The following is a 25947-nucleotide window of genomic DNA, read 5'->3' as shown; positions in this document are numbered from 1 at the left end:
TTCAGGTTTACAAAAGATGTCAATGTTTGAGGGCTTCTCCAAGCATGCGGTTACTTTTCTTAATGAATTGGCAAACAATAATAACCGCTCCTGGTTTCATGAAAACAAGTTGCGTTATGAGGAGCATATTAAACAACCTAGCACAGAGTTTGCTGAGTTAATGGCAAATGAATTGTCTATGATGGCGGGTTGTCAGCTCTTGCCTAAGGTGTTTCGCATTCATCGTGATGTCCGCTTTAGTCGGGATAAGACACCTTATAACACCTGGATACATATGGCGTTTTTCCCCTATACAGAAACAGGCAAACCTGAGCCAGGGTTTCGTGGCTTTTATTTTGGTTTGGAGTTGGATCACTTATCCCTTGGTGCGGGCTGTTTTGAAATGCCGAAGAATAAACTGGCTCGATATCGACAGAAGGTGGCCTACACAGATTTTGCCGCAAACTTGACGAATTTGATGCAACAATACCGCCAGCAACCTAACCTGGAAGTTGAGGGGCCGGACTTGAAACGGGTTCCCTCACAGTTTGATGGGGAGCATCCCTTCGCTGACTTGCTTCGGTATAAACAGGTTTTGAGTTTTCACCGGGGGCATATCCCCTCGGAGTTACATAGTGATTCATGTGTTCACTATGTGGCAGATATTTACAAGCAATTCGTTCCTTTATTTGAGCTGCTAGGGGAATTGGATTGAACGGCGTGGTTAATAATTGCGCTTTTTGGATGCTTAATAGGCCAAGCTAGGAATCTAAATCAAGTAAATAGGCTCTGTCTGCAGGTAAAGTGCCGCCGTCGGAGTATATGGGCGGGTATGTGTTTATACCCGGATAGTTCAATAGCAAAAAATAGGAGGTGCGGTATGTATTTTAACCAAAATAAACAATTTAATGGTCAGGTAGCAAACTAACTGTGAAATGACTAGTTCGTTCATAACGGTTTGTTGCCTGAAAATACATTTATTCTGGTAACAAAATATGTACGACTTTTTAAATAAGATAAACCAAAAACCAAAGGTATTTGAATTTTATACAGCAGAATCCCTCTGGGCGGATGAGTATCGTTCAGAACAGATGCTTCAATATCATTTGCATGAGTCTCTTGATATTTCATCAAGAAATCATCAGTTTATTGAGTCATCTTCAGCATGGATTATTCAAAACTTTTCTTTGGCTGAAGGAAAAAAAGTATGTGACTTTGGCTGTGGCCCAGGGTTATATACATTGAAGTTTGCTCAGGCAGGAGCCGATGTTACTGGTGTGGATTTCTCTCGTAATTCGATTGAATACGCCCGGCAACAAGCTGGTGAGCACGGTTTGAATATTCGCTATTTTCAGCAGAATTATCTTACCTTTACCAGCGACGATCAGTTTGATTTGATCACCATGATTATGTGCGATTTTTGTGCATTAAGCCCGGAACAACGTAAGGCGTTATTAAGTATTTTTAATAGCAGTCTTAAGCCGGGTGGGAAAGTTTTGTTAGACGTGTATACGCTAGCGGCTTTCGATGCAAAAGATGAATGTGCTGTATGTGAAAGGAATCAGCTTAACCATTTTTGGGCTAAGGAAGATTACTTTGCCTTCTTAAATACGTTTAAGTATGAGGAAGATAAAGTTATTTTGGATAAATACACCATTTGTAATCAAAACGGTGATGTTGATCAGGTTTACAACTGGCTTCAATATTATTCGGCAGAATGTTTAACTCGGGAATTTACCAATGCCGGGTTTACTGTTAGCGCTATGTATTCTGATGTTTCTGGAACACCTTTCCAGGACGGTCGGAACGAGATGGCGATAGTGGCAGAAAAGCCGAACCATGGATAAAACCGTTAAGTGTATGATGTTATTGATCATTACCCTTTCGGTTGGAAGGTAATACTTTCGTAACCGTTAAACGGTAGAAAGAAAAAGGGGAGGTATCACCGTTAGGCGACCCTCCCTTTTTGTTGTCTGAGGATTATGCTTTTACATAGTCCTGATCTGTTTGATTTCCGTTTTATCGATATTTAATGATTCCAGAAATCGCTGGTGTTCTTCGGGCTCCATTTTTTCAAACTGTCGATGCCAGTTCTGCATATCATCCTCATTCAATCCAGCGGCTTGCATGATTTCAACCCATCGTTGTTTAGTCATCATTGTTTCCTCTAATAAATTTGGTTGTTGTAACAAAGACACAATCGCTTTTTGCTGCTTTTTCAGTTTTTGAATTTCTAACTCAAGGTTAGAAAACTGTTCGCGCAAAATATCTTCTTGTGACTTTGTTCCCGTTCGATTAACAATGACGTGAATATCTGCAACTGCCAGTCCGTATGAGCGATAGGCCAGTATGGTTTCCAGCCGTTTTAGCTCTGTATCGCCATACCAACGATAACCATTCTCTGAACGGTATTTGGGGAGAAGCAGCCCCTCACGCTCGTAATAGAGTAGGGTTGATCGGGAGACATTAAATTGTCTGGCGAGTTGTGTAATTGTCAGCATTATCCACCTCTTTGTAATCGAGTCTTGAGTGTCAACCCGGAACTGGTAGACAGGTCAAGACTCTTCACAACAAAAAAGTTACAGAGAACAACAAAGTATAACTCAGGGCTTACAGCCATTTTTTCCCCATTTGTTGATACTGTCGACATCACATTAAGACAGTTTGAGTCAGCTTTCTGTCAATAAGCAAAAAACAATTAGGGAACAGGTATGAATATTTTAAAACAGTCGGTATTACCTTTTTTGGTTGCAGGTCTTGGAATTGGTCAGGTTGCTGTAGCAGAAGACGCCAACGATTTGTATCAAGGGTGGTTTGTTGGTGGTCAGATGGGTTACACCAGCTTCGATATTTCGCCAGAGAATACGGATATTGAGAATGACTATAACTCGGGATATACCGGCGCAATTTTCGGTTATCGTTTTAACCGAATGTTTGCTGTAGAAGGTAGTGTCGGGGCGAGTGGTGAAGATGAAGAGCAGTCTTATTATATTGTGTCAATTTTACCCAAATTGATTTTGCCACTGTCTAAACAAACTGCCTTATACATTAAAGGTGGTGTGGCATCCATGACTTATGCAGATGATTCCTCAGATCGAGACTTTGATTGGGAGAAGGATACTTACTCTGGCATGGTCGGTACTATTGGTGCGGGTGCCGAATTCGCTTTTGATACTGGTTTGGTAACCCGTTTTGGTGTGGACTATTTCAATGGTGAACTGGAGGACAACGATGATGACCGTTTCCGACGGGATCTGGATGCATCAGTTTACCAAGTCAACTTTGGTGTGTATTACCAGTTTTAAGGAATAGAGGGATGGTCAAGGACGGCCCTTAATTACGGAGCAGGCATGTTCTCAAACGTGCTTGCTCTTTCTTTTTTTTCGCTTTTTTTCGTTATATTAGTGACTACAAATATCTTGTTAATAGATAAAAAATAATTTCTCTTATCTCGATTTGTTCTATCGAGCCATTGTGTGTTTTCATTTTTGATTCGTCATAACTACGAATTTTGATGTCTGTTACTGCGCATATTGCGCGCGTGGCCATCTTGTTCTTTGTTTTCTTGAAATAATAATAAACAGGTGAACTTATGAAACTACCATTTGCAATGGCTGGCTTAGTGCTTGCGATATCAACTGTGTCACAAGCTCAAGTATTAGACCAATCCGCAGGGGTGACTATTGCGGCGTATAAAGATGTGAATTATACGGTGGGAATAGGTAACGCTTCCATTGAAACACGGGATCTTCAAGACAATGTGTTAACACTGGAGCAAGAGATATACCGCCCTAATGCAGGCTTGATTAAAGTGTATTTTTCTCATTTCTCTCTACCTGACGGTGCTTATGTTACGGTCAGTAATCCAGATGGCAGTGAAAGCTACCGTTATGGTGCGGATGTCAATGATCGGGATGATTTCACTGTAAATAGTGATTTTGGTGAAGACGGCAACACTAAGTTTTCTGCAATGTCGGTAGAAGGGGACAAAACAATTATTCGTTTGGTTGTACCCGATGCGGCTTTGTGGGATGACGCTGTTCACGGTATAAAGATTGATCGAATTTCTGAAGGTTTTTCTAAAGAAGAAATTGCTGAGCGTTTATTGCAAGAACAATATTCCAGTCGTTCATTGTGTGGTTCGGTGAATTCAAGAAAAGATGTTGCCTGTTATGAAAACAGACCATACGAGTATGATAGAGCTAAATCCGTAGCTAAATTATTTACCGGAACCAGTTTGTGTACGGCTTGGCGGGTGAGTGATCAAAACCGTATGTTGACCAATGAGCACTGTTTGGAAAATGCTTCGAAAACATTAGCGTCTGAATCGCAGTTTGGTTATCAGCGAACTGGCTGTGGTACTGGCACAACGCTTTCCGGTATAAAAAAAGCTGCTGGTTCACATTTGAAAACAAATGCGACTTTGGATTACACGCTTTATACCTTGCGTGATTTGAATGGTATTGAGCAATACGGAAACCTGGGCTTGGATGTTCGTCAGGCGAATGATCAGGAACAAATATTTATTCCTCAGCATGGTGCAGGAAACCCGAAAGAGTTGGCGATTGAAAGTGATACCAACACGGGTGGTGTATGTCGAGTCGATGCGACAACAACACGTACCTACGACATTGGTTATCGTTGTGATACTACTGGCGGAGCTTCAGGTTCACCGGTTATTTCAACATCAACGGGTAAGGCGATTGGTCTTCACCATTTGGGCGGTTGCGAAAGCAGTTGGAATAGTGGTGTAAAAATCAGCCTTATTTGGCCTGAAATTCAAAGTTACTTTAATGGCGTACCTCAAGGTAGCTGGGGTAACGGTAGTTCCACCTCAAGTAGTTCTTCCAGTAGCTCTTCTTCATCAAGCAGTTCTTCTTCGAGTTCATCCTCAAGCTCTTCATCCAGTTCTGGCGGAAGTTGTTCGTCTGATCAGTATCAAGCCGGCACAGCGTATGCGAATAATGCGTTAGTGCAAAATCTGGGTGACGAGTATCGTTGTAAAGTCAGTGGTTGGTGTTCCTCTTCCGCTGCTTGGGCTTATGAGCCTGGAAAAGGTTTGTACTGGAAATCTGCTTGGGAGCTATTAGGCGCATGTGGTACTTCTTCAAGTTCCTCGTCTTCATCTAGCAGCAGCTCATCTTCGAGTTCTTCAAGCAGCTCTTCAAGTTCGTCAAGCAGTTCAAGTTCTTCCAGTTCCTCCGGCGGTGCAGCTTGTTCTGGTTTGACTGTTTGGAGTGCTTCCGGTGTGTACACCTCGGGTAACGCGGTTCAATACAATGGCGTGAAGTATACTGCGAATTGGTGGACGCAAAACGATAACCCTGAGTCTAACTCCGGTCAGTGGCAGGTTTGGACAAATAACGGAAGTTGTTTGTAAGTTTTTTCTGAACTGCACAATAAAAAAACCACCGTCATTGACGGTGGTTTTTTCGTTTTACTCTCCTTCAACTTTTTTCTGCCACACCGTATTTCTGTTTCCTCTGCTTATTCACATCATATCGCTGCGTCTTGTGAGGTGATCATCTACAATGAATTAATCTATTTAATGTGGTCAGGCCTTTTCTTTGTGTTGGGGTTGGGGTATATAGGCATTTTATTTCAACCGTAGCCTGTTACATTAAGTGTGGAAATAATGGGCGAGAAGGGGAAAACTATGATGGAAGCCACACCCCCCAATACGCCCAAAGTACGTTTGCACTATATGGATAACCTTCGAGCTTTGGCAATGATGGCCGGAGTATTGTTTCATTGTGCTTTAGCTTATAGTCCATTTCTTCAGGATGTTTGGCTTACTGCAGACATTAGTAAATCCAGTGTTGTAGATGTGTTTGCTTTCTTTATGCATCTATTTCGTATGCCGTTGTTTTTTGTCGTTGCAGGCTTTTTTGCTGCGTTATTGGTTGAGCGGCGTGGTTTGAGGGCGATGATAATAAACCGCAGTAAGCGAATCCTGCTGCCGTTTGTTATTTTTTTGCCTCTGTGCACAGTTGCTGTTATTGGGCTGTCGCTTTGGGCATTGGGCGTGGTTGAAAACCGTTCCACGGTATTAGAGCGAGTTTATCAAGCGACCATGCATCCTACCGAAGATAACCAGATGCCAATATCCACTATGCATCTTTGGTTTTTGTATATGCTCATGTACTTTTATTGCATATACGGATTGGTAAGTCGTTTTGTTCCAGCCTCTTCGCGAGCGGCGTTTATTTCTATAAAACCCCGCATCATGATTGTCTCAGTGTTTTTTATTCTATTGTTATGTTTTTTCGTAACCTCGGCTCCGCACTCTACACCAGAATCGCTGAAGCCTAATATATGGTCAATGAGTTTGTATGGTACATTTTTTGGGTTTGGAGTCTGGTTTTATTTTAATTCTGAATACCTCGAGACATTGAAGCGATATTGGTTGTTATTACTTATTGTGAGTATTCTGGTTTATGCCGTGCTCTTCTTTTTGTTCCCGGAAAAAGCTGTATCCCGAGCTTCATTGCAAGTGGATTATACATTTAAGCACGCATTTCTAGCTATTTTGGAAACGATCGTTTCATTAAGTATGACGCTTACCTGTATGTATTTAGGGTACAGGTATTTATCACAACGAAACCGAGTATTGGCTTTTATTTCTGATTCATCCTACTGGGTTTACCTAATTCATATCCCAATTATTTTTGCTATTCAATATCCATTAATGGATCGAAACTGGGGTGTGGTGAATGAGTTTATGTTAACCACACTATTGACTCTGATAGTCTGTTTTAGCTCCTACATATTATTTGTACGTTGGACGCCGGTAGGTCTGTTGCTTAATGGAAAGCGACGACCGTTTTTACGCTGATGTGTTATTTGGTTTTTATGTGAAGTTAGAGTGAAAAAAAATGCTTTTTGGGCTGTTAGTACTACCCAGCTCTTCCATGAGTTGGGTGAGGTGTCTTTTGTTCGATGGTGACAGTTTACCAGCTGCCGACACTTTCTCTATTACGCCATTTGTCCGATGGGGGCAGGGCGTCGCCTGCTTGTAGCAACTCAATGGAAATACCATTTGGGTCTTTAATAAATGCCATATGGCCATCTCGCGGTGGACGAAGAATGGTAATGCCGGCTTCCTCCAGCCGCTCACATAGCTGATAAATATTGTCTACTTGGAATGCAAAGTGCCCAAAGTTATTGCCTTGGGTGTACTCCTGCGTATCCCAGTTGTGAGTAAATTCTATCTCTGGTTCACCTTCCTCTGTTGCGAGGTAATAAAGGGTAAATCGCCCTTGGGGGTAGTCTTTTTTGCGTAATAGTTTTAAACCGAGTAGTTCGGTATAAAAATGTAAGGATTTTTCTACGTCGGTAACACGGATCATACTATGAAGAAATTTCACGGTTTATCTCCTGCGAGTTCGGAGCGACGATGTTATCGACGCCGATTTTACTCAAATGTATTTTTAGCTAATAAATAAGTTTCACTTATTTTATACCGGCTAGTTTACATAATGTGTTTTTAGAATGCTAAGTGGTATAGGGTATGGTTTGGCGTAAAAATATCCTCTTTTTGCTGGTCGTCAGCGTCTTATCTATAAATTCTTACGGTGTTGATATGTATGAAGACAAGCCCGGAGCGATGATGGAGAATGGTCGCTTCCAAAATAGTGATATTCGTTACCAAACCAGCCTCGCAGATTTTGGCAAAATAGTTAAACAGTATTGGTCAACAAAACGACAGAGTCCAAAGCCTGCGCAGAATTTGCCTATGCAAATCTTAACCCCCGAAATTTTTCATGAGCGTGAAACTAAGGGGCCAGTGTTGTACAGGCTTGGTCACTCAACTGTTCTCATCCATATTGATAATCAATACATACTTACGGACCCTGTTTTCAGCCAGCGAGTGTCACCTGTTCAGTGGTTTGGTCCAAAACGCTATGCCGAAGCGCCAATAGCGATAAGCAATCTTCCCCGAATTAACACCGTTGTTCTGAGTCATGACCATTACGATCATTTGGATAAAAACAGCATTATTCAGTTGGCTCACAAAGTTGATCGCTTTATTACTCCGCTCGGTGTGGGGAAGCACCTGAGAAAGTGGGGTGTCAGCGCTGAGAAGGTTGAGGAATTTGATTGGTGGCAGAGTATAGAAGTAGGTTCTATAAAATTTGTGGCAACGCCTGCCCAGCATTTTTCCGGGCGTGGAATGGGCGATAGAGATTCAACGTTATGGTGTGGCTGGGCGATATTGGCGGAACAAGGGCGAATATATTTCAGTGGCGATTCTGGTTATTTTCCTGGATTTAAGGAAATTGGTGATCGCTATGGGCCTTTCGATATCACATTATTAGAAGCGGGCGCTTACAACCGCCTGTGGGAAAGCATTCATATGTTACCCGAGCAGACTATGCAGGCTCATATTGACCTTGGTGGCAAAGCATTATTGCCCATCCATAATTCCACTTTTGACTTGGCCATGCATGATTGGTTTGAACCGTTGGAAAAGTTATTACATTTATCAAAAGAGCAGAGCGTAAACCTGCTTACCCCGGTGCTTGGCGAGCCAGTTTCCATTACTCAGCCACAAGAATCTGTGGCTTGGTGGCGAGAGTTTATGCCAGAAAATACAGAGCGGCTTGCTTTCAACTTATCTGAAAGTAATTCGATTGCTGAGTAAAAGGTAGTATGAGAAAGGATGACTCTTAATAGGATGAGTTACTAAAATGTCATTGATAAAAAAGCCACCTGAGTAGGTGGCTTTTTTGTGGAGATTTGTATTACTTAAACGTTATAGGTGGTGGAGGCAGTATCGCCACCTTTACCTGTCCAGTTGGTGTGGAAGAACTCACCGCGTGGTTTGTCGGTACGTTCGTAGGTGTGCGCACCAAAGTAATCACGTTGAGCTTGTAGCAAGTTGGCTGGCAAGCGTGGATTACGGTAGCCATCGAAGTAGTTCAACGCAGAACTGATCGCTGGTACGGGAACGCCTTGCAGTGTCGCCGTTGCCACAACTTCACGCCAACCTTGTTGTGCGTTTTCAACGACATCTTTAAAGAATGGGTCTAGTAACAGGTTGGATAGCTCTGGGTTGTTATCGTAGGCTTCTTTGATTTTGCCTAGGAAAGAGGAACGAATGATACAACCACCACGCCACATGAGTGCAATCGCGCCGTAGTTTAGGTTCCAGCCGTATTCTTTTCCTGCTGTTGCCAATAGGGTGTAGCCTTGTGCATAGGAAACGATTTTAGCCGCGAAAACCGCATCTTTCAGTGCGTCGATAAATGCTGCCTTGTCACCTTTGAACTCTGGCGTTGGACCACTGATGATTTTGCTGGCTTCTACTCGCTCTTCTTTGATGGCTGATAAGCAACGACTGAATACGGCTTCGCCAATTAGTGTAAGAGGGACACCCAGGTCTAGGGCATTGATACCGGTCCATTTGCCGGTGCCTTTTTGGCCTGCTGTATCTAGAATTTTTTCTACCAGTGGCTCGCCGTCTTCTTCGTAGCCCATGATGTCGGCACTGATCTCGATTAGGTAGCTGCTCAGGTCACCCTGGTTCCAGGCTTTAAATACTTCGTGGATTTCCTTGGCGGACATGCCAAGTAAGTCTTTCATAATGGCGTAGGCTTCGCAAATAAGCTGCATATCACCGTATTCGATGCCGTTGTGCACCATTTTCACGAAGTGGCCGGAACCGCCTTCGCCAATCCAGTCGCAACAAGGAGAGCCATCTTCTACTTTGGCTGCGATATCCTGGAAAATAGGTTTGACTGCTGGCCAGGCTTCAGCCGCGCCGCCAGGCATGATAGATGGGCCATTCAATGCGCCTTCTTCACCACCGGATACACCAGTACCGATAAAGTGAATGCCTTTTTCTTTCAGGGTGTCATAGCGACGGTTGGAGTCTGGAAAGTTGGAGTTACCACCATCGATGATGATGTCACCTTTCTCTAGATGAGGGACTAGCTGATCGATAAAGAGGTCAACCACTTCACCGGCTTTGACCATTAGCATGACTTTTCTTGGAGTCTTAAGGGCGGCACAGAATTCTTTAATGTCAGCATAGCCAGAGATATTCTTACCTTGCGCACGTCCATTAAGGAATTTTTCGATTTTCTCGGGGCTTCGGTTGGATACGGCTACATGGTAACCACGGCTTTCCATATTCAGAACAAGGTTTTCACCCATGACTGCCAGGCCGATCAACCCGATGTCTGCTTGCTGAGTCATTATTTTGTCTCCAGTTGCTGCTAGCTCACTGCTAATAGTTCGATTTCTTGTCAGAGGCCCTGAGGAGGGGCTTTTTTGAGGGGGCGTAGTATACGCATAACCCACCCCATAAAGTCCATAGTTTCGGCAATAAACATGTACTTATATTGGGGGAGAAGGGTATATGGAGGTGATTGATAGGAAATTCAATTTATGAGGAGCTGGTGATGCTTTTTTCATTCGGCAGGTTCATCGGCACACTGTAAACCAATAACTCGAATGCATCCCCGTATCAACCCCTTCGGGCGTAGACTGGGTTCAAAATGATCCCTTCATGTTGTCCGTGGGGGCTCGATCACCGTATCCCTGCAGCTCACAGTCTATGAATTTACTACTGAATTCCTGAAGTCGGAGTACTTTTATTTGCGGCGAATAATACCCAAACCGAGTAGGAGCAGAGCGTAAAAATAATGCAGGCTGCCGCCGCCAGAGCTGTCGCTACCTGGTATGGCGTTATTTTCGGTAACGCTTTGTTCAGTTGTTCCTTCGTTTATTTCTAAGTTCGTTGAAGGCGCTTCCTGTATGTTCAGTGTGGTGGTTAGGTTTTCGCCCTCCGCGGTGAAGACAAGTTGTCCGTTATTTACCGTAACAACAGATGAAGTATCCACATTAAACTGAAGTTCTCCCACTTTTATTGCGTCAGCGATGAGTTCGCCAGATATTGAGATGGTGCAGGCCGATGGTGTTTCAACCGTAAGGTTTTCTGATCCAGAGGTCAGAGTGGCTGAAGATTCGGTGCTATTGCAACTACCGGTGTTATTTCCAGTTGTCCCTGAGTCTGATGATCCTTCAAAAAAAATCGATGAGTTTGCCCCACCATTAATTGACCCATCAAACGAGGTTGTAAGGTTGAATGCGTTTGCTCCAGTGCCGCCCGTGAGGTTTTCAATGTTACCAAGTCTGGCGACTATTTCATTTTGAATGGAGATTGTTACTACACTTGGGTAGGTTTGTTCTGAGATAAGCCATGGATCGGTGTTCTCCGCCGGTAGCGCTATTTCCCACTTGGTATCTACGTTAGGCCCAATCAATTCGTCGCTGCCTGCGCCACCATTAATGTATACCACCGAGTTTTGATTGGCAGTGATACCGGAGAAATCGAAGCGGTTGTTGCTGCTGTTGCCCAGGATTTTGTATGCACCGTTGAGCAAAATATCCGCGGTGATATTGGCGATTGGCGTTTTATAGAAATAGTAGGTGTGTGGAGCGTCCCACTCGTAGGCGGCTTTGAAGCTAAAGGACGAATTTTGTCCATTTAACACGATCTCGCCACCAAAGGAGTCGATGCTGATGGCTTGGGTAAAGTTGGTTAATAACACACCAAAACCCAGCCCTAGGGTGGGAACTTGCTTGTCCAGAATATCGATGACTTCTGTGTTATTTGAATCGTTAATGGTGATATAGACAGATTCCCCCAGCACACTGGTGATACGAACGCCGTAGTATTGACTTGGTTGTGCTGATGAGGAGTGAAACAGTTCGATTGTGGGGGCTTCAAAACCGAGAACGAGGCTGGCGAGTAAGTTGGCGTCGTCTTCGGTCATTCCGTTGGAGAGATACAACGGTTCCGAGGTAAGGTATTCCGTGATAGTGAGATGGCTTGCGTTGCTTTCCAATGAATCCGTGGATTGCGAGCAAACCGTGTTAGCGAGGAGCATAATCGCCAATAATGCTGCCAGCTTTTTAATTGGAAGTAACATGTCGATCCCTGCGATGTATTCTTAGAACCACGCATTATAAACAAAAAAGCCCAAACCTATGTAGGTTTGGGCTCATTGAGATTGTTAAATTATGTAAGAGTTCAACGTTTGTCTTTCTTTTTGTTCGCCTTTCGGACTTTTTTGTCCTTCTTTTTCGGTGGTCGACCATCAAACTCTTTTGCTTCTGCCCGATTGGAGTCGAATTCATCGCGCTCAATGTTCAATGGCTTCTGGCAAACCCGTGTCTTTTTCAAGGTCTGGAAGACTTCTTTGGGCATACCCGCTGGTAAATCCACGATAGTGAATGAGTCGCGGATTTTGATCTGGCCAATATGTTTGCCTTCTATCCCTGCTTCATTGGCAATGGCACCGACAATTTCCCGGGGGGTGACTTCGTCTTTGTGGCCAACATGGATTTTGAAGCTTTCCATCGGCACACCGGTTTCGTTTTTACGGCCCTTTTTATTCTTGCCTTTGCGCTCATCCTTGGAGTTATGTACACGTTCGCCTCGATCTTTTCTGTCTCTTCGATCACCTCGATCGCGATCATCAAACCGGTCCTGCTTGGGTTTGTTGAATTTCTCGGGGGGTGGCATTAATGGGCGTTTTTGCTGCAGCAAGTAAACCAGCGCGGTGGCCACTTCTTCTGCTGAGGCTTCGTTGTCGTGACAGATTTCGGTCACGATATTCTGGAAAAAAGCTCGCTCTTCCTGATTTGCCAGGGCGTCGACCACTTGCGCTTTAAAGTCCTGCGAACGTTTGTCGATCAGGTCTGCGCGGCTTGGTAAGCTCATCGGCTCGATTTTTTGCCGTGTGGTTTTTTCAATCGAACGCAGTAGACGTCTTTCCCTCGGGGCAACGAACAGAATGGCTTTACCGCTGCGTCCGGCACGGCCGGTACGACCGATACGGTGGACATAGGCTTCGTCATCGTAAGGAATGTCAAAGTTCATTACGTGGCTGATACGCTCAACATCCAGGCCTCGTGCCGCTACATCCGTCGCAATCACGATATCCAACTGACCGCCTTTTAGTTGGTCAACGGTACGTACCCGCAATTGCTGGTTCATATCGCCATTGAGTGGTGCGGCTGAGAAGCCACGGGCATTAAGTTTATCCGCCAGTTCAACGGTGGCCGTTTTGGTGCGAACGAAGATGATCATACCGTCGAAGTCTTCTACTTCGAGAATCCGGGTGAGAGCATCCAGTTTGTTGGTGCCAGAGACTAACCAATAAAACTGTTCAATGTTTTCGTTAGTGGTAACCGCCGTTTCTATGCGAATTTCTTCCGGGTTGTTCAGGTATTTTTCGGCTACCCGGCGAATTGGCGCTGGCATAGTGGCTGAAAATAATGCTACCCGGCGATCGTCCGGGGTTGCCTGAAGAATGGTTTCGACATCGTCGATAAAGCCCATACGAAGCATTTCATCGGCTTCGTCCAAAACCAGGGAGTCCAGTTCGCTTAAATCGATGCTTCTGCGTTGTATGTGGTCAATCAGTCGGCCTGGAGTGGCAACGATGACGTGAACAGTACGCTGCAGTGCACGAAGTTGGGTGCGCATGTCTTGGCCACCGTACAGTGGCAAAACGTGAAAGCCTTTCATTTGTGAAGCGTAGGATTGAAATGCTTCAGCTACCTGAATGGCAAGTTCGCGGGTCGGGCAGAGCACAAGTGCTTGGGGCTTTCTTTTCTTTAGGTCAATACTGGCTAGTAACGGTATGGCAAAAGCTGCGGTTTTACCGGTGCCAGTCTGGGCCATACCAACAACATCTTTACCTTGCATAAGCATAGGGATGGTGGCCGCTTGAATTGGGGAGGGTGTTTCGTAGCCCACAGCGCTTAACGCTGCTAACAGGGGCTCAGGCAGATTCAAATCAGCAAAGCTGAGATCTGAGGTATCGGACATATAAGCCTTCTTAAAAATAGAGAGAAAATCCGGTAAGGGATGTTAGGGTATAACCGATTCTGCTCTACTTTCGACGGGTTACAGCATGGCCTTAAGGCCAATTTCATAGATAAACAGCACAAACGGGATGTTGTTGTAATAACAATCCCTCGGAGAGCCTCAAATCGGGGCGCGGACTATACCAGACTTATGGTCGAATAACGAGCGAAATTAGCACTGAAAACGTCGTACACTTCGCGCCAAATCATCACTGGCGATAGACACTTGCTCTTTCGATTCTTGCACCCGAGTCATCAGCTCGCCATTTTGCTCCGCAAGGTGGCTGATGTGGCCAACATTGGTGGTCATATCCTGCGTCACTTGTGCCTGCTCATGAGCAGCGCTGGCCAGCTGTTCATTCTTCTGGGTAATTTCGTTTAATTGCCGATTTATCTCTAGAAAGTTACTGCCCGCTAATGCAGCCGCAGAAACGGTTTTCTCCAAAATAGTATGTGCCTGGTTCATGGCCGCCACCGAGGAGTCTGAGCCCTGGCGTAAGTTGCTAATAATATTTTGAATTTCTTTGGTGGAGTCCTGAGTGCGTTTGGCCAGGGTTCTGACTTCATCGGCCACGACGGCAAACCCTCTGCCTTGTTCGCCTGCTCGTGCTGCTTCAATTGCTGCATTCAGGGCAAGAAGGTTGGTTTGCTCGGCAATACCACCAATGACATCGAGGAAGGTAAATATTTCGTGGGATTGATTAGCCACTTCTGAAACATGCGCAGCGGTTGTTTGTAAAACCTGGGCAAGTTCCTGTGTAGATTGTTCGTTATCCTGCATGACTGCCAGGCCTGCGTCGGCTTGCTCTTGTGTTTTTTCACTGGCGAGCTGATTTTCTTCGACGTTTTGTTGCAGGATTTGCGACGTGGTTGAAAGCTCTTCCAAAGCGGTAGACATAGAGATAGTCATTTCTCTTTGCTTATTTGATGCTTCAGCGACTTCCACCACACTTTGATTAAGTTGATCGACGGAGTCGGTCAGCGTAGATTCGGTTTTTTTCACTTGTCCGAGTACTTTACTAAAGGCATCCAGCATGCGATTAATCGCGGCGGACATTTGACCGATTTCATCCGGTGAAAGAGCGTTTTGAATTGTCACGCGTTTAGAGATATCCAAAGTATTAGATATCTCCTCTATTGTTTGATGGGCCTGAATAATTGGGCGAGATAAATAACGCCCGAGCATCCAGGCAATAAAAAAAGCAAATGTAAGGATGGCCACGGTTAATACCACAGAAATCCAGCGGAGCGTATCAACCAGTTGATTGGATTGTTCAAGCGCTTCGGACTTATCCATTTCGCTCAGTATTCCCCAGTTCAAGCCGGGTAAAGTTACTGGGCTGTATGCGGAAAAAACCTCTTCATTTCGATAGTCTTTAATGAGTTCAAACCCTTTTTCACCCTTAAGTGCTTTTCTTGCTCCGACAGTTTGCGTAGGTTGCAAGCCGATAGCGGAGCCTTTTGCTTCGATCTCCTGAATGGTGTGTTCTTTGATACCGGCTTTTTTTAAGCCTTCAATGTAAAGCGCTTTGTTTTCGATAATAAAACGGCTTTCGCTGCGAATGGTTAAATCCGGGCCGACCAGATAGGTTTCTCCTGAATTGCCCAGCCCAGCTTCACGCCAGCGTTTGTCATAGCTCATGATCGAATTGATTCGTTCGATAGGCATTTGAAAAATCAAAATGGCCTCGTTGTTAATCGGTGTGGCAATAAATGATGCTGCGCTTTCATAACTGGGAGTGTAAGGGGCAAAATCTGTGAGATACACTTCACCAGGTTGCAGAGACAAGCTATTTTGAAAGGCTTTTCCCAAGCCTGAGTTAGCGTATGGGCCGCTGCTGAGTGAGGTGGCGTAGTCTAATTCTTTAAAAACGGAATACACCACATAGCCTGTTGACCGATCAACAATAAAAATATCGTAATAGCCAAAGTTTCGTAGGTATTTACGATACAAGGGGTGAAACTCTTTGTGTGTCTGATTGTAAAGTGTGTCTGAACCGATATCGTTAAGTTGATCTTTTTCGCCGAGAGGATGAGGATTGTTGGCGATAAGAGAAAACTGGAGTGCCTGACTTTTTTGATTCAACGAGTTCAACAAGTTCTGCGTATCAATATTATCTCCCGGGTTAAGTTTTCGATAATTCTCTGCAAAATGGTTGCTGTAGTAGTTTTGCAGAGCATTTTGTGCAGCAAAATCACCTGTTTGGCTTGGTAGTTGATAATCAATAAAACCCTGTCTAAATGCCTTCTCCGCTCGTTGTGTCATGCTTGACGAAGCGAGAGTAGTAATTTGATTTTCAATAAATTTGAAGTAATGCTCTATTTGTTCTCGTTTAACATCTCGTAGTGCAGTAAACCGTTGTTCGGTTTGATACAAGAGGGCGGATACGGCTTTGTCTTGCGCATATTCTGTGAGTACCAATACTAAAAGTAATGAAGATACAAGGACTAACGCGCTAAATGAGAGCGCAATTTTTTGTTGAATACCCATGTGCAGCCACAAATTAATGGAGTTTGTAATAAGTTATAGCGTGAATATAACTAAGGTGTTAATTACCATATTTATTAAAAAATAATGTGCTTATTTCTTGTCGGCTTTTTTCTGGGTGAAAATATTTAGAATTAAAAAGAAGAGGGCGACAAAGAGAGTCGCTATGCGTACCGACCTGAAAAATAGTGACGGATAAAATGTGGTTATAGTGATTGAAATCATAAAAAAGATTTGGCACACATATTTAGAGTGTTAAATAGCAAATGGGAAATGAAAAAACTATTCAGTATGAGTTGATGCTAACCGGTTGTATTAATGGATTGCCGCGTCCTTGCGGTTTTTTATTCCTCACTTTTTATCTTTGCATTGTTTTTTTGTGTGAGATAACGTGGGAAAAAATATTATTCCGCGAGACACGCACCGACTTCTTCCCAGGCATAATCCCAGAACACGCCAGTGGCTGGTGCATAAGCCCATCCTCCTAAAGAACACCAGCCACCTTGCAGACAGGTAAATAGACGGTCATACCGCCATACTTGATCGCCGGTTGAATAGGTTCCACCATCCTGAAACTCTGGTGTTATATCCTGACAGGCATTTCCCGGAGGTGGTGGTTCTGCAGCACAGGCACCGAGGTTCACCCAAGCCACTATGCCAAAGGGTTCTTTGCCTGGGGCAGGCATGCTACAAAAATCCACTTCTTCACATTGGTAGTCATCGCCAAAGTACTGAATAATATCGCCATTTTTATACGCAGTACCGCGAATAAAGGGCGGTGCCCAACAGGTTTCATCACCTTGCGGTGCAATTTCAATGTTTCTGACGGCTTGTCCTTCTCCACCTTGGTTATCTGTTACCGTCAGGGTGACAGAATAGGTTCCAGGGCTTTGATAAACGTGAGTGGTATTTTCAGTGTCAGCAAACTGTGCATCACCAAAGTCCCAATGGTATTGGGTAATACTACCATCGGCGTCCGTGGATTCGGTGCCGCTGAACGAAATGGCTATGCCGACAACACCGCCGAGAGGAGCGTCAAATTTCGCCGTCGGTAATAAGTTGTAGTCGGTGTTGGTGTTGCAATCGCCTAATTGTTGCCAGGCAGTATCGGTATTCCAACCAGCACCAGGTTCATTTTGATAAGCGTCTGCACTGGAGCAATATCCGCTCAAGAGGCAACGAAAATCCTGTCCACCATTTTGCACAACTTGTCCGGTTGTATAAGTGGTGCCAGCAAGGTATCTCGGGGCGGGGCAATTTGCATTGGGTTCAACGCTCACCACCGCTTTGCCTTCTTCTGTGTCGGAAGCGCCCATGTCATCGAACACGGTTAATTGAACATTGTAAAACCCTGGGCCTGGGTACTGATGTACCGGGTCTGCTGTGGCTGCGGTTGTGCCATCGCCCAACTCCCATGTGTATGTGACTATGGTGCCGTCCGGGTCGCGCGCGATACTTGAACCGTCGAACTGAACACCTTGTCCTTCCAGTCCATGATAGGGGCCGGCCGTTAATATATAGGGTTGGATATTACTGGCGCCGCTACTGGATGATGAGCTTGAACTGGATGACGAAGAGCTGCTAGATGATGAGGAACTACTGCTTGATGTTGTCGCAGTACATTCACCGTCGTGAGTCCAGGCATATTCCCACGCCCAGCCAATACCAGGTTCATAGGGGCCGCCAATTTCACACCATCCGGGTACGGTACAGGTGTATACGTTTTCATTGTGAACGACTAATTCATTTTCTGCATAACTTTCGTTGGCAACAAAAGAACGCATTTGGTCACATTGTTCTGCGGAGTATGTTGTGTATGCGGATGCATTTGTCGTTAACCCTATTATAAAACCTAGAGTAACGCCTGTATTAAACAATGGTTTTAATTTCATAACTGCCTCTTTAGATGACAAAGATAACCGTGTATAGATTCTTGTAGCGGGTTCAATAAAAATATCGAATTTAGTTGCATGATTTATTCGGTTATCAATATGTGATTATTTTTTTATGCAGGCGGTATGCTTGGCTTTCCTTTTCCTGCGTTGTCAGAATAAAGAGAAAGAGCGGCTATTCGAAATATCAAATTCAAATAAGTTTTACTTGATGTTATTTGAAAAAAAATTTTCTGAGTGTGTATTTTTTAGTAAATAATTTGAGGTTGGATTGTGCTGAATCAAATGCGTGCCTGTGTAAAAACCGCATTTCTAAAGAGGTTAATTGTTTTCTAAATTAGCGCGGTGTTGTATTATTTTTGTTGCGTATTTATTAAAGGTAAGGGCGGCCACCGATGAGTGGCCGCACGTATGTGAGTTAATCGTTCTCTGAGTCTGAAACTTCGTTATTTTCTGTAAAATCCGTTTTATTGGTGTTGATAATCCCGTCAGCTTCGTAACTGGATAGTTCATATAATTCCTTTTGGCCGTATCGTTTTATGTAAGTTGTCTCGTTGACTGAATAAAACGCATAGTCCACTGAAGTATCGTTGTTGCTTAAACTCACTTTCAAGATTGGATTTTGTACGGTAATTTTTTCCGCTTCATCCTGAGAAAGAACTAAGCTTTTTACTCGTAATGATTGAAAGTGATTTAGCCACGTATTGGTGTGATCTTCATTGGCGGATACTGATCGTTCTCCTTCTTTAAATGTCCATATGTCGTCGACTTTTGTTAATAAAAGCTTATCGTTCTCCCAGGTAATAGACGCACTCTCCGGTGACGGCGCAAACTGCATGATCGTATTGTCGAACCAGGATGCTGCATCAGCGGAAACATCATGTTGCCCGAGGTTAACCGCGTAGATGTTTTTATCACCATCCATACGAACGTGTAACCGTTTATACGCAGGGCTGGTCCCTAAATACAGTTTTGCCAGCAGTGTGTCGCCGTTATAAAACGCCAGTGTTTTTTGGCTGTTGGTATCATCAACTTCAAAGCGTTTTGCCGCGGCTTCTGTAGTGGCGACAGGCCAACCTATTTTGAGTTGTTTTAATTTATCTAAAAAGGTGTCCATTTTTCTGCTGGCGACAGATAGTTGTCCGTAGTTTTCGAGTGTCCATGTGTCGCCTTGCTTGTTTAAAACGGCTTTATCCTCTTGGCCTGTTATTACTAGTTTGTTTGCCGCTAATAACTGTTCACTGATTAGTGGTGCGGATGCTTTAGGTGTACTCGGGGACGAGTATGACAACCAAAAGCCAAGAGCCAGTACCCCTTGAATAACCAACGCAATCAATAAAATAGAGTTTGTTTTTTTCATTGTATTTTCCTCCTTCCTTTATTGCTCAGTTGGTTTGGCCAGAATGGCTCGATAATGCGCTTGCTTTCTGGCGTTGATGGTCAATCGAGCGAGATAAATAATGAGTAGACCAAATAAAACCAAACCGTAATTCACAAACTCCCAGAACTGACGACTCTCAATCGACTGCGGTGGTAATGTGCGATTGAAATGACTTCTGGCTCGAATACTTAACAGCCCTTGGTCTTCCAGACTCCATTCCGCTGTGCTGGCAAGTAATTGAAATGGTGCAGCATATTGGTTGCCTTGCATTGAACTCATGACGCCGGTTATACGGTCTTCGGCAAAACTGTTGGATGCCAGCACGATTATTTTTGCCGATTCAGAAGAGTGTTTAATAATGCTGCTAATCACTTCTTCCGGTTTATCGGTTTCGTCATTTTCTTCGGTCGTCTCTGTCTTTGCTTCTTCTTTCGCTAAAAGAGGGGACTCCTTATCGGTGTAGTATGAGTTAAAGCTACCACTCACCATCGCCGCAAGAACTTGCTCTCCTTTTGCTTCTCCGGGGTTGAATTTACTGAGCCCGTTTTCGCCGGTATCAGGGCCGATGGCCATATCGTCGCTTAACCAGCTTGACGGTGAACTCTTGATCCATTCTTCAACGGTACGTTGCGCATTTTTATCGGCATTGATGCTTATCGGACTTGCCCAGGGAATGGTTATTTCCGGCGTGTTTGCTGTAACAGGGTTGTCAGCATTTAAGCCTTGCTCCCGTACTTCAACGAAGTAAGGGTAGTCCACCATAGCCATTTCCTGAACGGTAAACATACCCACTTGGCGATTCACTGGAACCGGGAAGGCGGTGCTTTGTGTGTCCAGAACAAACTTGGGTTCCAGAGTGATTCCGTGATGTGCCAGCCATGGTTCAAGGCCCGAAGTGATACGCGATGCATTTAGCCCCTGTTGACTGAAGGTCGCTTGAAACGGCGAGCTGGCGATAACCACTGTGCCGCCTTGCATTAAGAACTGGTCAATGGCGAATACCGCTTTAGGGGAAAGATTTTCCGGTGACATGATCGCTAGCAGATCAATATCTTCAGGTACTTTGCCAGACGAAATATCGGTATTTTTCACCGTCATATTTTCGCTTAGGCTTTGTTGTAATACCTGAAAGCTTGCTCCGACAGGTTGTCCCATTTGTGCGGCATATGGGTTTACTTGCGGTGCCACAAGGCCAATAGTTTTGGTGAAGCCGGATGCAAAGCGTTTTAATCCGGCTTCTAGTGTGCGTTCGAAACCTTCTTTCGATAAGTCATCCGGTAAAGGGATTTGAATATTCAAGTCGCCGTTACTCAATACCAAATAAAAATAGAATGTATTGGTATCAAATAAACTGGACGCCATAGGTTGAAAACCAAAATCTTCCTGAATTTGTGTGGCAACAATGCCGCCATTTGCATCCGGGTCAATAATATCGAAACTGAATTTATTTTCGCTTTCTGTTTGTGTGGCTAGCAGTGTTTGCTGTAAATCAGGAACAAACTTGGCGAGGGATTCCGGTAAACGTTTGGGTTTGGATATGTAACCGGTAAATTGGATATTGTCTTGAATACTGGTAAATAAATTCCCACCGGACTGATATGCGTAAAGCACTTGCTTAATCGCATTGGTGATATCGTATTCCGGGTTACGCAGTTTAACTTCGATATCGGTTGTGCTGCCAGATTTCACCTCAATTAAATCACTGAAGCTCAATACTTTGTATTCATCGCCATATTGAATCAACAGGTTAAAGTAGGAGTTCACTACGGCGGCCTGATACCGATCCGCGACGCGGAAAGGCGTTGGGCGAATACCGTATTTGCTTCCGGCTTCTTCTTCGGCTTCTGCGTTTTTGGCTGGGTCAATAAACTCAATGCGAATATTGCCTTTTGCTTCAGCTTGATATTCTTTGAGTAAATCCTGAACTTCAGGTACGAGAGGAGCCAAAAGAGGGTGGGTTTTGGCACTGAAGTAACCGCGAATCAGTAATGGTTCTTGTAATTGTGCGAGGTAATTCCGTGTTGCATCGTTAATGGAAAATATTTTTCCTTCGGTGGTATCGATGCGAAGTTTACCCAAGGGCGCTAACCAGACATTCGCCACAATAGCATTTACGATGATAAGGCCAGCATAGAGTTTCCAGCGAGTGTGATGTGCTTTGTCACCATCCGATGCCCATCGGTCTTTTTCCAGTGTGTAGCGGTTTAGTGTTAAAAAGATAATGGTAATTGACAAGTAGTACACCAGGTCTCGAATATCAATTACCCCGCGGGTAATGGATTCAAATCGTGAGCCTGATCCAAATGCGCGTAATAACTCGCCGCCTTCATTACCGAATAATCCGGTAATTGTGGGTGATCCAAGCATATAAAATACGCCGCAAACCAATACAGTAATAATCAAACTAACAATTTGGTTGTCGCTGCGAGAGGAAACAAATAAGCCAATCGCTAAATAGGATGAGCCCAATAAAATGGTTGCGATATAGGCACTGATCACTGGCCCCCAATCTAAATTGGCCATTAAGGAAACGGTAATGGGTAAGGGCAGAGTGAGTGCCAGGGCAATGACAAGTAGTGTCTTACAGGCGGCAAATTTACCGAGTACAAATTGCCAGGGGTTCACGGGAAGTGTGATGACATGTTCCAGCGTGCCGCTACGTCTTTCTTCACTCCACATGCGCATGGTTAATGCTGCACTCAGGAGAATAAGTAGTACGGGCATCCATTCAAACATCGGGCGAACATCAGCAATGTTTCGAGCGAAGAAGGACTCTCCCCAGAAAAACACAAATAAGGTGATGGCAACAAATACACCCAGGAATAAGTAGGCGATTGGGGATGAGAAAAATAAATTGAGTTCTTTGCGTGCAATTTTATTCAGGTTGGAATTAAGCAGCATCGTTTAACTCCTTTTCTTGGTGACTATTTCGAAATACCAGTTCCAGGTCCCGTTGGATCGGGTTAAGTGAATAAACTTTATGGCCGTTTTGAATCAGGGTCTCTGCAATGTGCGCGCAGAGGTCTTCAGCGTTGTCACCATTATTCAGTTTAATCTGATAGTGATTTCTCTCTTCTTCCTCCAGAATGTCAATTCTGTGATTGTCCAGGTGAGAGGCAAGTTCTGCAGGATTGATATCGGATACCAGTTGGATTTTGTCGGAAATGCGTAAGTTTGCAAGGGATTCATCGACTGCGATTTTTCCATTTTCCAGAATAATCACTCTGTCACAGAGGGCATCGACCTCTTGCATAATATGTGTGGATAAAATCACCGTTGTTGTTTTTGCTAATTCGCGAATCAGGTCGCGCATAGCACGTGTTTGTTGCGGATCCAAACCATTCGTTGGTTCGTCGAGAATGAGTATTTTGGGGTTGTGGATCAATGCTTGTGCAACACCTACACGCTGTTTATAGCCTCGAGAAAGTGTGGCGATTGGATTCAATGCTTTCTCATGCAGTTGGGTTTTATCAATAACATTCTTTACTTGTTGATCAATATTGCTTGAATCAATACCACGCATTTGTGCACAGTAAACCAAGTAGTCGACCACGGTCATTTCTGGGTAGACAGGTAAGCTTTCCGGCAAATAGCCAATACAGGATTGCACTGTTTCGGCTTGGTTTTCGACATTATTGCCGTCGACTTCTATTACTCCCGAGCTGGGTTCCAGGTATCCTGTGATCATTTTCATGATCGTGGTTTTTCCTGCGCCATTATGACCGAGTAAGCCAACAATTTGACCGTGGCCTATAGCAAAGGAAGCGTCCTCTACCGCCACAAAATCACCGTAGCGCCGGCTGACATTTGTTGCTTTTATCATTGATAGCTCCTAATGCGTTGTAATAATTTTTCTTATCAACTTGGTTTTTCTCCGAGCGGTTTGATTACTGAAAATGCTATATTGTTCCGTAACTTAACCGCAAAAAATATAAGATTCTTCAGCTAAATTTCAAGGTTTGCTGACGATGCTATCTATACTCAGAAAATGATTCCTCAAAAGTTTCACTTTTCCAGGAAAACAACCCTGATTGCATTGTTGTTTTTTTGTTCGATATCGGCTCTTGGCGCAACAGGTGTGCGCTTACTCATCGATTCTGCCCAATTGAGCGCGGTGGAAGCTCTGTATGGCGAAGAAGCGAAACATCGTGTTGCGAGTTGGGGTAATTTGATGCAAGCGGATCGGCAAAATAGCGAAATCAAAGAATCCTTAAAGCTCAATCACGCGAATACGTTTTTCAATCAGGTGGAATGGGTGACCGATCTGGAGCATTGGGGGGAGGAGGATTATTGGGCGACTCCAATCGAAACTCTCGCGTCTAATGGTGGAGATTGCGAAGATTTTTCTATTGGTAAATATTTTACCTTGCTGGAAACTATGGTCGACCCGCAGAAGCTACGCATTACCTATGTTAAATCGAAGACCTATAACCAGGCGCATATGGTGTTAGCCTACTATGAAACGCCGGGAGCAGAGCCACTTATTCTGGACAATATTGATCAATCCATAAAACCGGCCTCGCAGAGACAGGATTTAGTTCCCGTATACAGTTTTAGTGGCAGCGGCATCTGGCTGGCGAAAGAGCGGGGCAAAAAGCTGAGTGCAAATAGTATGAACAGCTTGCCACAGTGGAAGCGGGTGAACGACCAGCTAGCGGGGAAGGCACCTTTAAGGCAGGCAGTTAAAAAATAAGAACAAAAAAAACCGCGCATTAGCGCGGTTTTTTAGTCATTGGCTTTGAAAATCAGAAGCTGGTCTCGTGGCTTTTACGTGAATCGATAGGCGTTAGATCACGCTTAACTTCACCCGTATAAAGCTGACGAGGACGACCGATACGGTAGCCTTGAGTAATCATTTCGTGCCAGTGAGCGATCCAGCCAACAGTTCGGCCAGTGGCAAAAATCACTGTGAACATATCAGTAGGAATACCGATCGCTTTCATGATGATACCGGAATAGAAATCCACATTTGGATAGAGTTTCTTCTCGATGAAGTACTCATCACTCAATGCAATTTCTTCCAGACGCTTGGCGATGTTCAACAATGGATCATCAGTGATGCCAAGTTCAGTCAGTACTTCGTCACAGGTTTCTTTCATCACTTTGGCGCGAGGGTCAAAGTTTTTATATACACGGTGACCGAAGCCCATCAAACGGAATGGGTCATCTTTGTCTTTTGCTTTCGCAACAAACTTGTCGATATTGCTTACGTCACCGATGTGCTCAAGCATGTTCAGTACCGCTTCGTTTGCACCACCATGAGCAGGGCCCCATAAGGTTGCAATACCGGCAGCAATACATGCAAACGGGTTGGCACCTGAAGAACCTGCCAAACGAACAGTAGACGTTGAAGCATTTTGCTCGTGGTCAGCATGCAATAAGAAAATCTTATCCATTGCTCTGGCAAGAACGGGGTTAACGTCTGGTGCCGAGCAGGGGGTGCCAAACATCATGTGAAGGAAGTTTTCTGAATAGCTCATGTTGTTCTGAGGATACATGAACGGTTCGCCCTTCGAATGCTTGTAGCACATTGCAGCGATGGTCGGGATTTTAGCAATTAAGCGATGAGCAGAAATAATGCGGTGGCGGGGGTTATTGATGTCTAGAGAGTCGTGGTAAAACGCGGATAAAGCGCCTACAACACCACACATCATTGCCATTGGGTGAGCGTCATAGTTAAAGCCCTTAATAAAGCGGCTAATTGACTCGTTCACCATGCTATGAGTCGTAATAATTTCAACAAACTCATCGTATTCTGCTTTGGATGGGAGTTCCCCGTGGAGTAGAAGGTAGCAGGTTTCAAGGTAGTTTGATTTTTCTGCAAGGTCATCAATGGCATAGCCACGATGAAGGAGAATGCCTTTGCCACCGTCGATATAGGTAATGGCTGAGTCGCATGATGCGGTTGACATAAACCCCGGGTCGTACGTGAAGTAGCCTTTTCCAGTAAGAGCGGTTACATCAATGACATCTGGGCCTAGGGTGCCAGAGTAAACTGGCAATTCAATGGATTCGTCCAAACCATCGACCGTAAGGGTTGCCTTCTTATCAGTCATTAGGGACTCCTGTTACGTTAAATAAATTGTTGTTATTTGAGCCACCCTAACCCCTTTTGAGGGTAGGACACCACGAAGGATAAGCTCTTTGTAAGATTTGGGTGCGCAAAACTATACGAACCCAAGGATGTATGTCAATCAGACATACGTCTAGTTGCACAGAGACGTATTATAGAGTGAACTATTCGCCCGGTGCAGCCCTGACAACGCTTTCGATTCGATTTAAGGCAAGCAAATCATAAAAAAAATGCGATTTCTGGCTAAAAT

Annotated in this window: 18 protein-coding genes; 7 read left to right on the top strand and 11 right to left on the bottom strand. The window is 44.4% G+C overall.

Going from position 1 to position 25947, the window contains the following annotated elements; all coding sequences use genetic code 11:
* Positions 1 to 16 precede the first annotated feature (16 nt).
* Together P5V12_RS12235 and P5V12_RS12230 are read left to right on the top strand one after the other, a co-directional pair.
* The gene (locus tag P5V12_RS12235; RefSeq protein WP_316953375.1) at positions 17 to 694 is read left to right on the top strand and encodes a DUF2461 domain-containing protein; all 678 of its coding nucleotides are present in this window, start codon (positions 17 to 19) and stop codon (positions 692 to 694) included.
* Between the two features lie 280 nt (positions 695 to 974).
* Positions 975 to 1826 carry a class I SAM-dependent methyltransferase gene (locus tag P5V12_RS12230; RefSeq protein ID WP_316953374.1) on the top strand — a complete coding sequence of 284 codons (852 nt, stop codon included), beginning with the start codon at positions 975 to 977 and terminating at the stop codon, positions 1824 to 1826.
* Between the two features lie 141 nt (positions 1827 to 1967).
* Here the strand turns inward: P5V12_RS12230 and P5V12_RS12225 are convergent, their stop codons facing one another.
* A complete protein-coding gene (locus P5V12_RS12225; RefSeq protein ID WP_316953373.1) occupies positions 1968 to 2480 on the bottom strand; it encodes a MerR family transcriptional regulator in 513 nt (170 codons plus the stop codon).
* 210 nt (positions 2481 to 2690) lie between these two features.
* On the opposite strand from P5V12_RS12225, the gene P5V12_RS12220 reads away from it, so the two are divergent.
* The 3 genes from P5V12_RS12220 (at position 2691) to P5V12_RS12210 (ending at position 6814) form a co-directional block, all read left to right on the top strand.
* Complete coding sequence (locus tag P5V12_RS12220) at positions 2691 to 3284, top strand: outer membrane beta-barrel protein (RefSeq protein ID WP_316953372.1); 594 nt, start codon at positions 2691 to 2693, stop codon at positions 3282 to 3284.
* A gap of 287 nt (positions 3285 to 3571) precedes the next feature.
* Positions 3572 to 5359 carry a trypsin-like peptidase domain-containing protein gene (locus P5V12_RS12215; protein ID WP_316953371.1) on the top strand — a complete coding sequence of 596 codons (1788 nt, stop codon included), beginning with the start codon at positions 3572 to 3574 and terminating at the stop codon, positions 5357 to 5359.
* A gap of 276 nt (positions 5360 to 5635) precedes the next feature.
* On the top strand, positions 5636 to 6814 hold the full coding sequence (locus P5V12_RS12210; protein ID WP_316953370.1) for an acyltransferase family protein: 1179 nt from the start codon (positions 5636 to 5638) through the stop codon (positions 6812 to 6814).
* Positions 6815 to 6929: 115 nt separating this feature from the next.
* Here the strand turns inward: P5V12_RS12210 and gloA are convergent, their stop codons facing one another.
* Positions 6930 to 7346 (bottom strand): lactoylglutathione lyase, encoded by a 417-nt coding sequence (gloA, locus tag P5V12_RS12205; RefSeq protein ID WP_316953369.1) that lies wholly within the window; start codon positions 7344 to 7346, stop codon positions 6930 to 6932.
* Positions 7347 to 7489: 143 nt separating this feature from the next.
* On the opposite strand from gloA, the gene P5V12_RS12200 reads away from it, so the two are divergent.
* Positions 7490 to 8623, top strand: a complete 1134-nt coding sequence (locus P5V12_RS12200) for an MBL fold metallo-hydrolase (protein ID WP_316953368.1) — start codon at positions 7490 to 7492, stop codon at positions 8621 to 8623.
* Between the two features lie 104 nt (positions 8624 to 8727).
* Here the strand turns inward: P5V12_RS12200 and gnd are convergent, their stop codons facing one another.
* The 8 genes from gnd to P5V12_RS12160 form a co-directional block, all read right to left on the bottom strand.
* On the bottom strand, positions 8728 to 10179 hold the full coding sequence (gnd, locus tag P5V12_RS12195; protein WP_316953367.1) for a decarboxylating NADP(+)-dependent phosphogluconate dehydrogenase: 1452 nt from the start codon (positions 10177 to 10179) through the stop codon (positions 8728 to 8730).
* Between the two features lie 398 nt (positions 10180 to 10577).
* Positions 10578 to 11918 carry a hypothetical protein gene (locus tag P5V12_RS12190; protein WP_316953366.1) on the bottom strand — a complete coding sequence of 447 codons (1341 nt, stop codon included), beginning with the start codon at positions 11916 to 11918 and terminating at the stop codon, positions 10578 to 10580.
* Between the two features lie 101 nt (positions 11919 to 12019).
* The gene (locus P5V12_RS12185) at positions 12020 to 13825 is read right to left on the bottom strand and encodes a DEAD/DEAH box helicase (protein ID WP_316953365.1); all 1806 of its coding nucleotides are present in this window, start codon (positions 13823 to 13825) and stop codon (positions 12020 to 12022) included.
* 210 nt (positions 13826 to 14035) lie between these two features.
* Positions 14036 to 16354, bottom strand: a complete 2319-nt coding sequence (locus tag P5V12_RS12180) for a methyl-accepting chemotaxis protein (protein WP_316953364.1) — start codon at positions 16352 to 16354, stop codon at positions 14036 to 14038.
* Between the two features lie 401 nt (positions 16355 to 16755).
* Positions 16756 to 18243: a PKD domain-containing protein gene (locus tag P5V12_RS12175; protein ID WP_316953363.1), complete on the bottom strand. Its 1488-nt coding sequence runs from the start codon at positions 18241 to 18243 to the stop codon at positions 16756 to 16758.
* A gap of 418 nt (positions 18244 to 18661) precedes the next feature.
* Complete coding sequence (locus P5V12_RS12170; protein WP_316953362.1) at positions 18662 to 19603, bottom strand: DUF4340 domain-containing protein; 942 nt, start codon at positions 19601 to 19603, stop codon at positions 18662 to 18664.
* An 18-nt stretch (positions 19604 to 19621) separates the two neighbouring features.
* The gene (locus P5V12_RS12165; protein ID WP_316953361.1) at positions 19622 to 22525 is read right to left on the bottom strand and encodes a Gldg family protein; all 2904 of its coding nucleotides are present in this window, start codon (positions 22523 to 22525) and stop codon (positions 19622 to 19624) included.
* Positions 22515 to 23447 (bottom strand): ABC transporter ATP-binding protein, encoded by a 933-nt coding sequence (locus tag P5V12_RS12160; RefSeq protein WP_316953360.1) that lies wholly within the window; start codon positions 23445 to 23447, stop codon positions 22515 to 22517. Before P5V12_RS12160 ends, P5V12_RS12165 begins: the two co-directional genes overlap by 11 nt.
* A 255-nt stretch (positions 23448 to 23702) precedes the next feature.
* Here P5V12_RS12160 and P5V12_RS12155 point away from each other — a divergent pair, with 255 nt between their 5' ends.
* A complete protein-coding gene (locus tag P5V12_RS12155) occupies positions 23703 to 24317 on the top strand; it encodes a transglutaminase-like cysteine peptidase (RefSeq protein ID WP_316953359.1) in 615 nt (204 codons plus the stop codon).
* A 52-nt stretch (positions 24318 to 24369) separates the two neighbouring features.
* On the opposite strand, the gene gltA is transcribed toward P5V12_RS12155, so the two are convergent.
* Complete coding sequence (gene gltA, locus P5V12_RS12150) at positions 24370 to 25680, bottom strand: citrate synthase (protein ID WP_316953358.1); 1311 nt, start codon at positions 25678 to 25680, stop codon at positions 24370 to 24372.
* Positions 25681 to 25947: the final 267 nt, after the last annotated feature.

Origin of the sequence: Teredinibacter sp. KSP-S5-2 (assembly GCF_032773895.1) — a bacterium.
Taxonomy (GTDB): Bacteria; Pseudomonadota; Gammaproteobacteria; order Pseudomonadales; family Cellvibrionaceae.
Note: the sequence above shows the minus strand (reverse complement) of the source record. Positions and strands in the feature narration are given on the sequence as shown.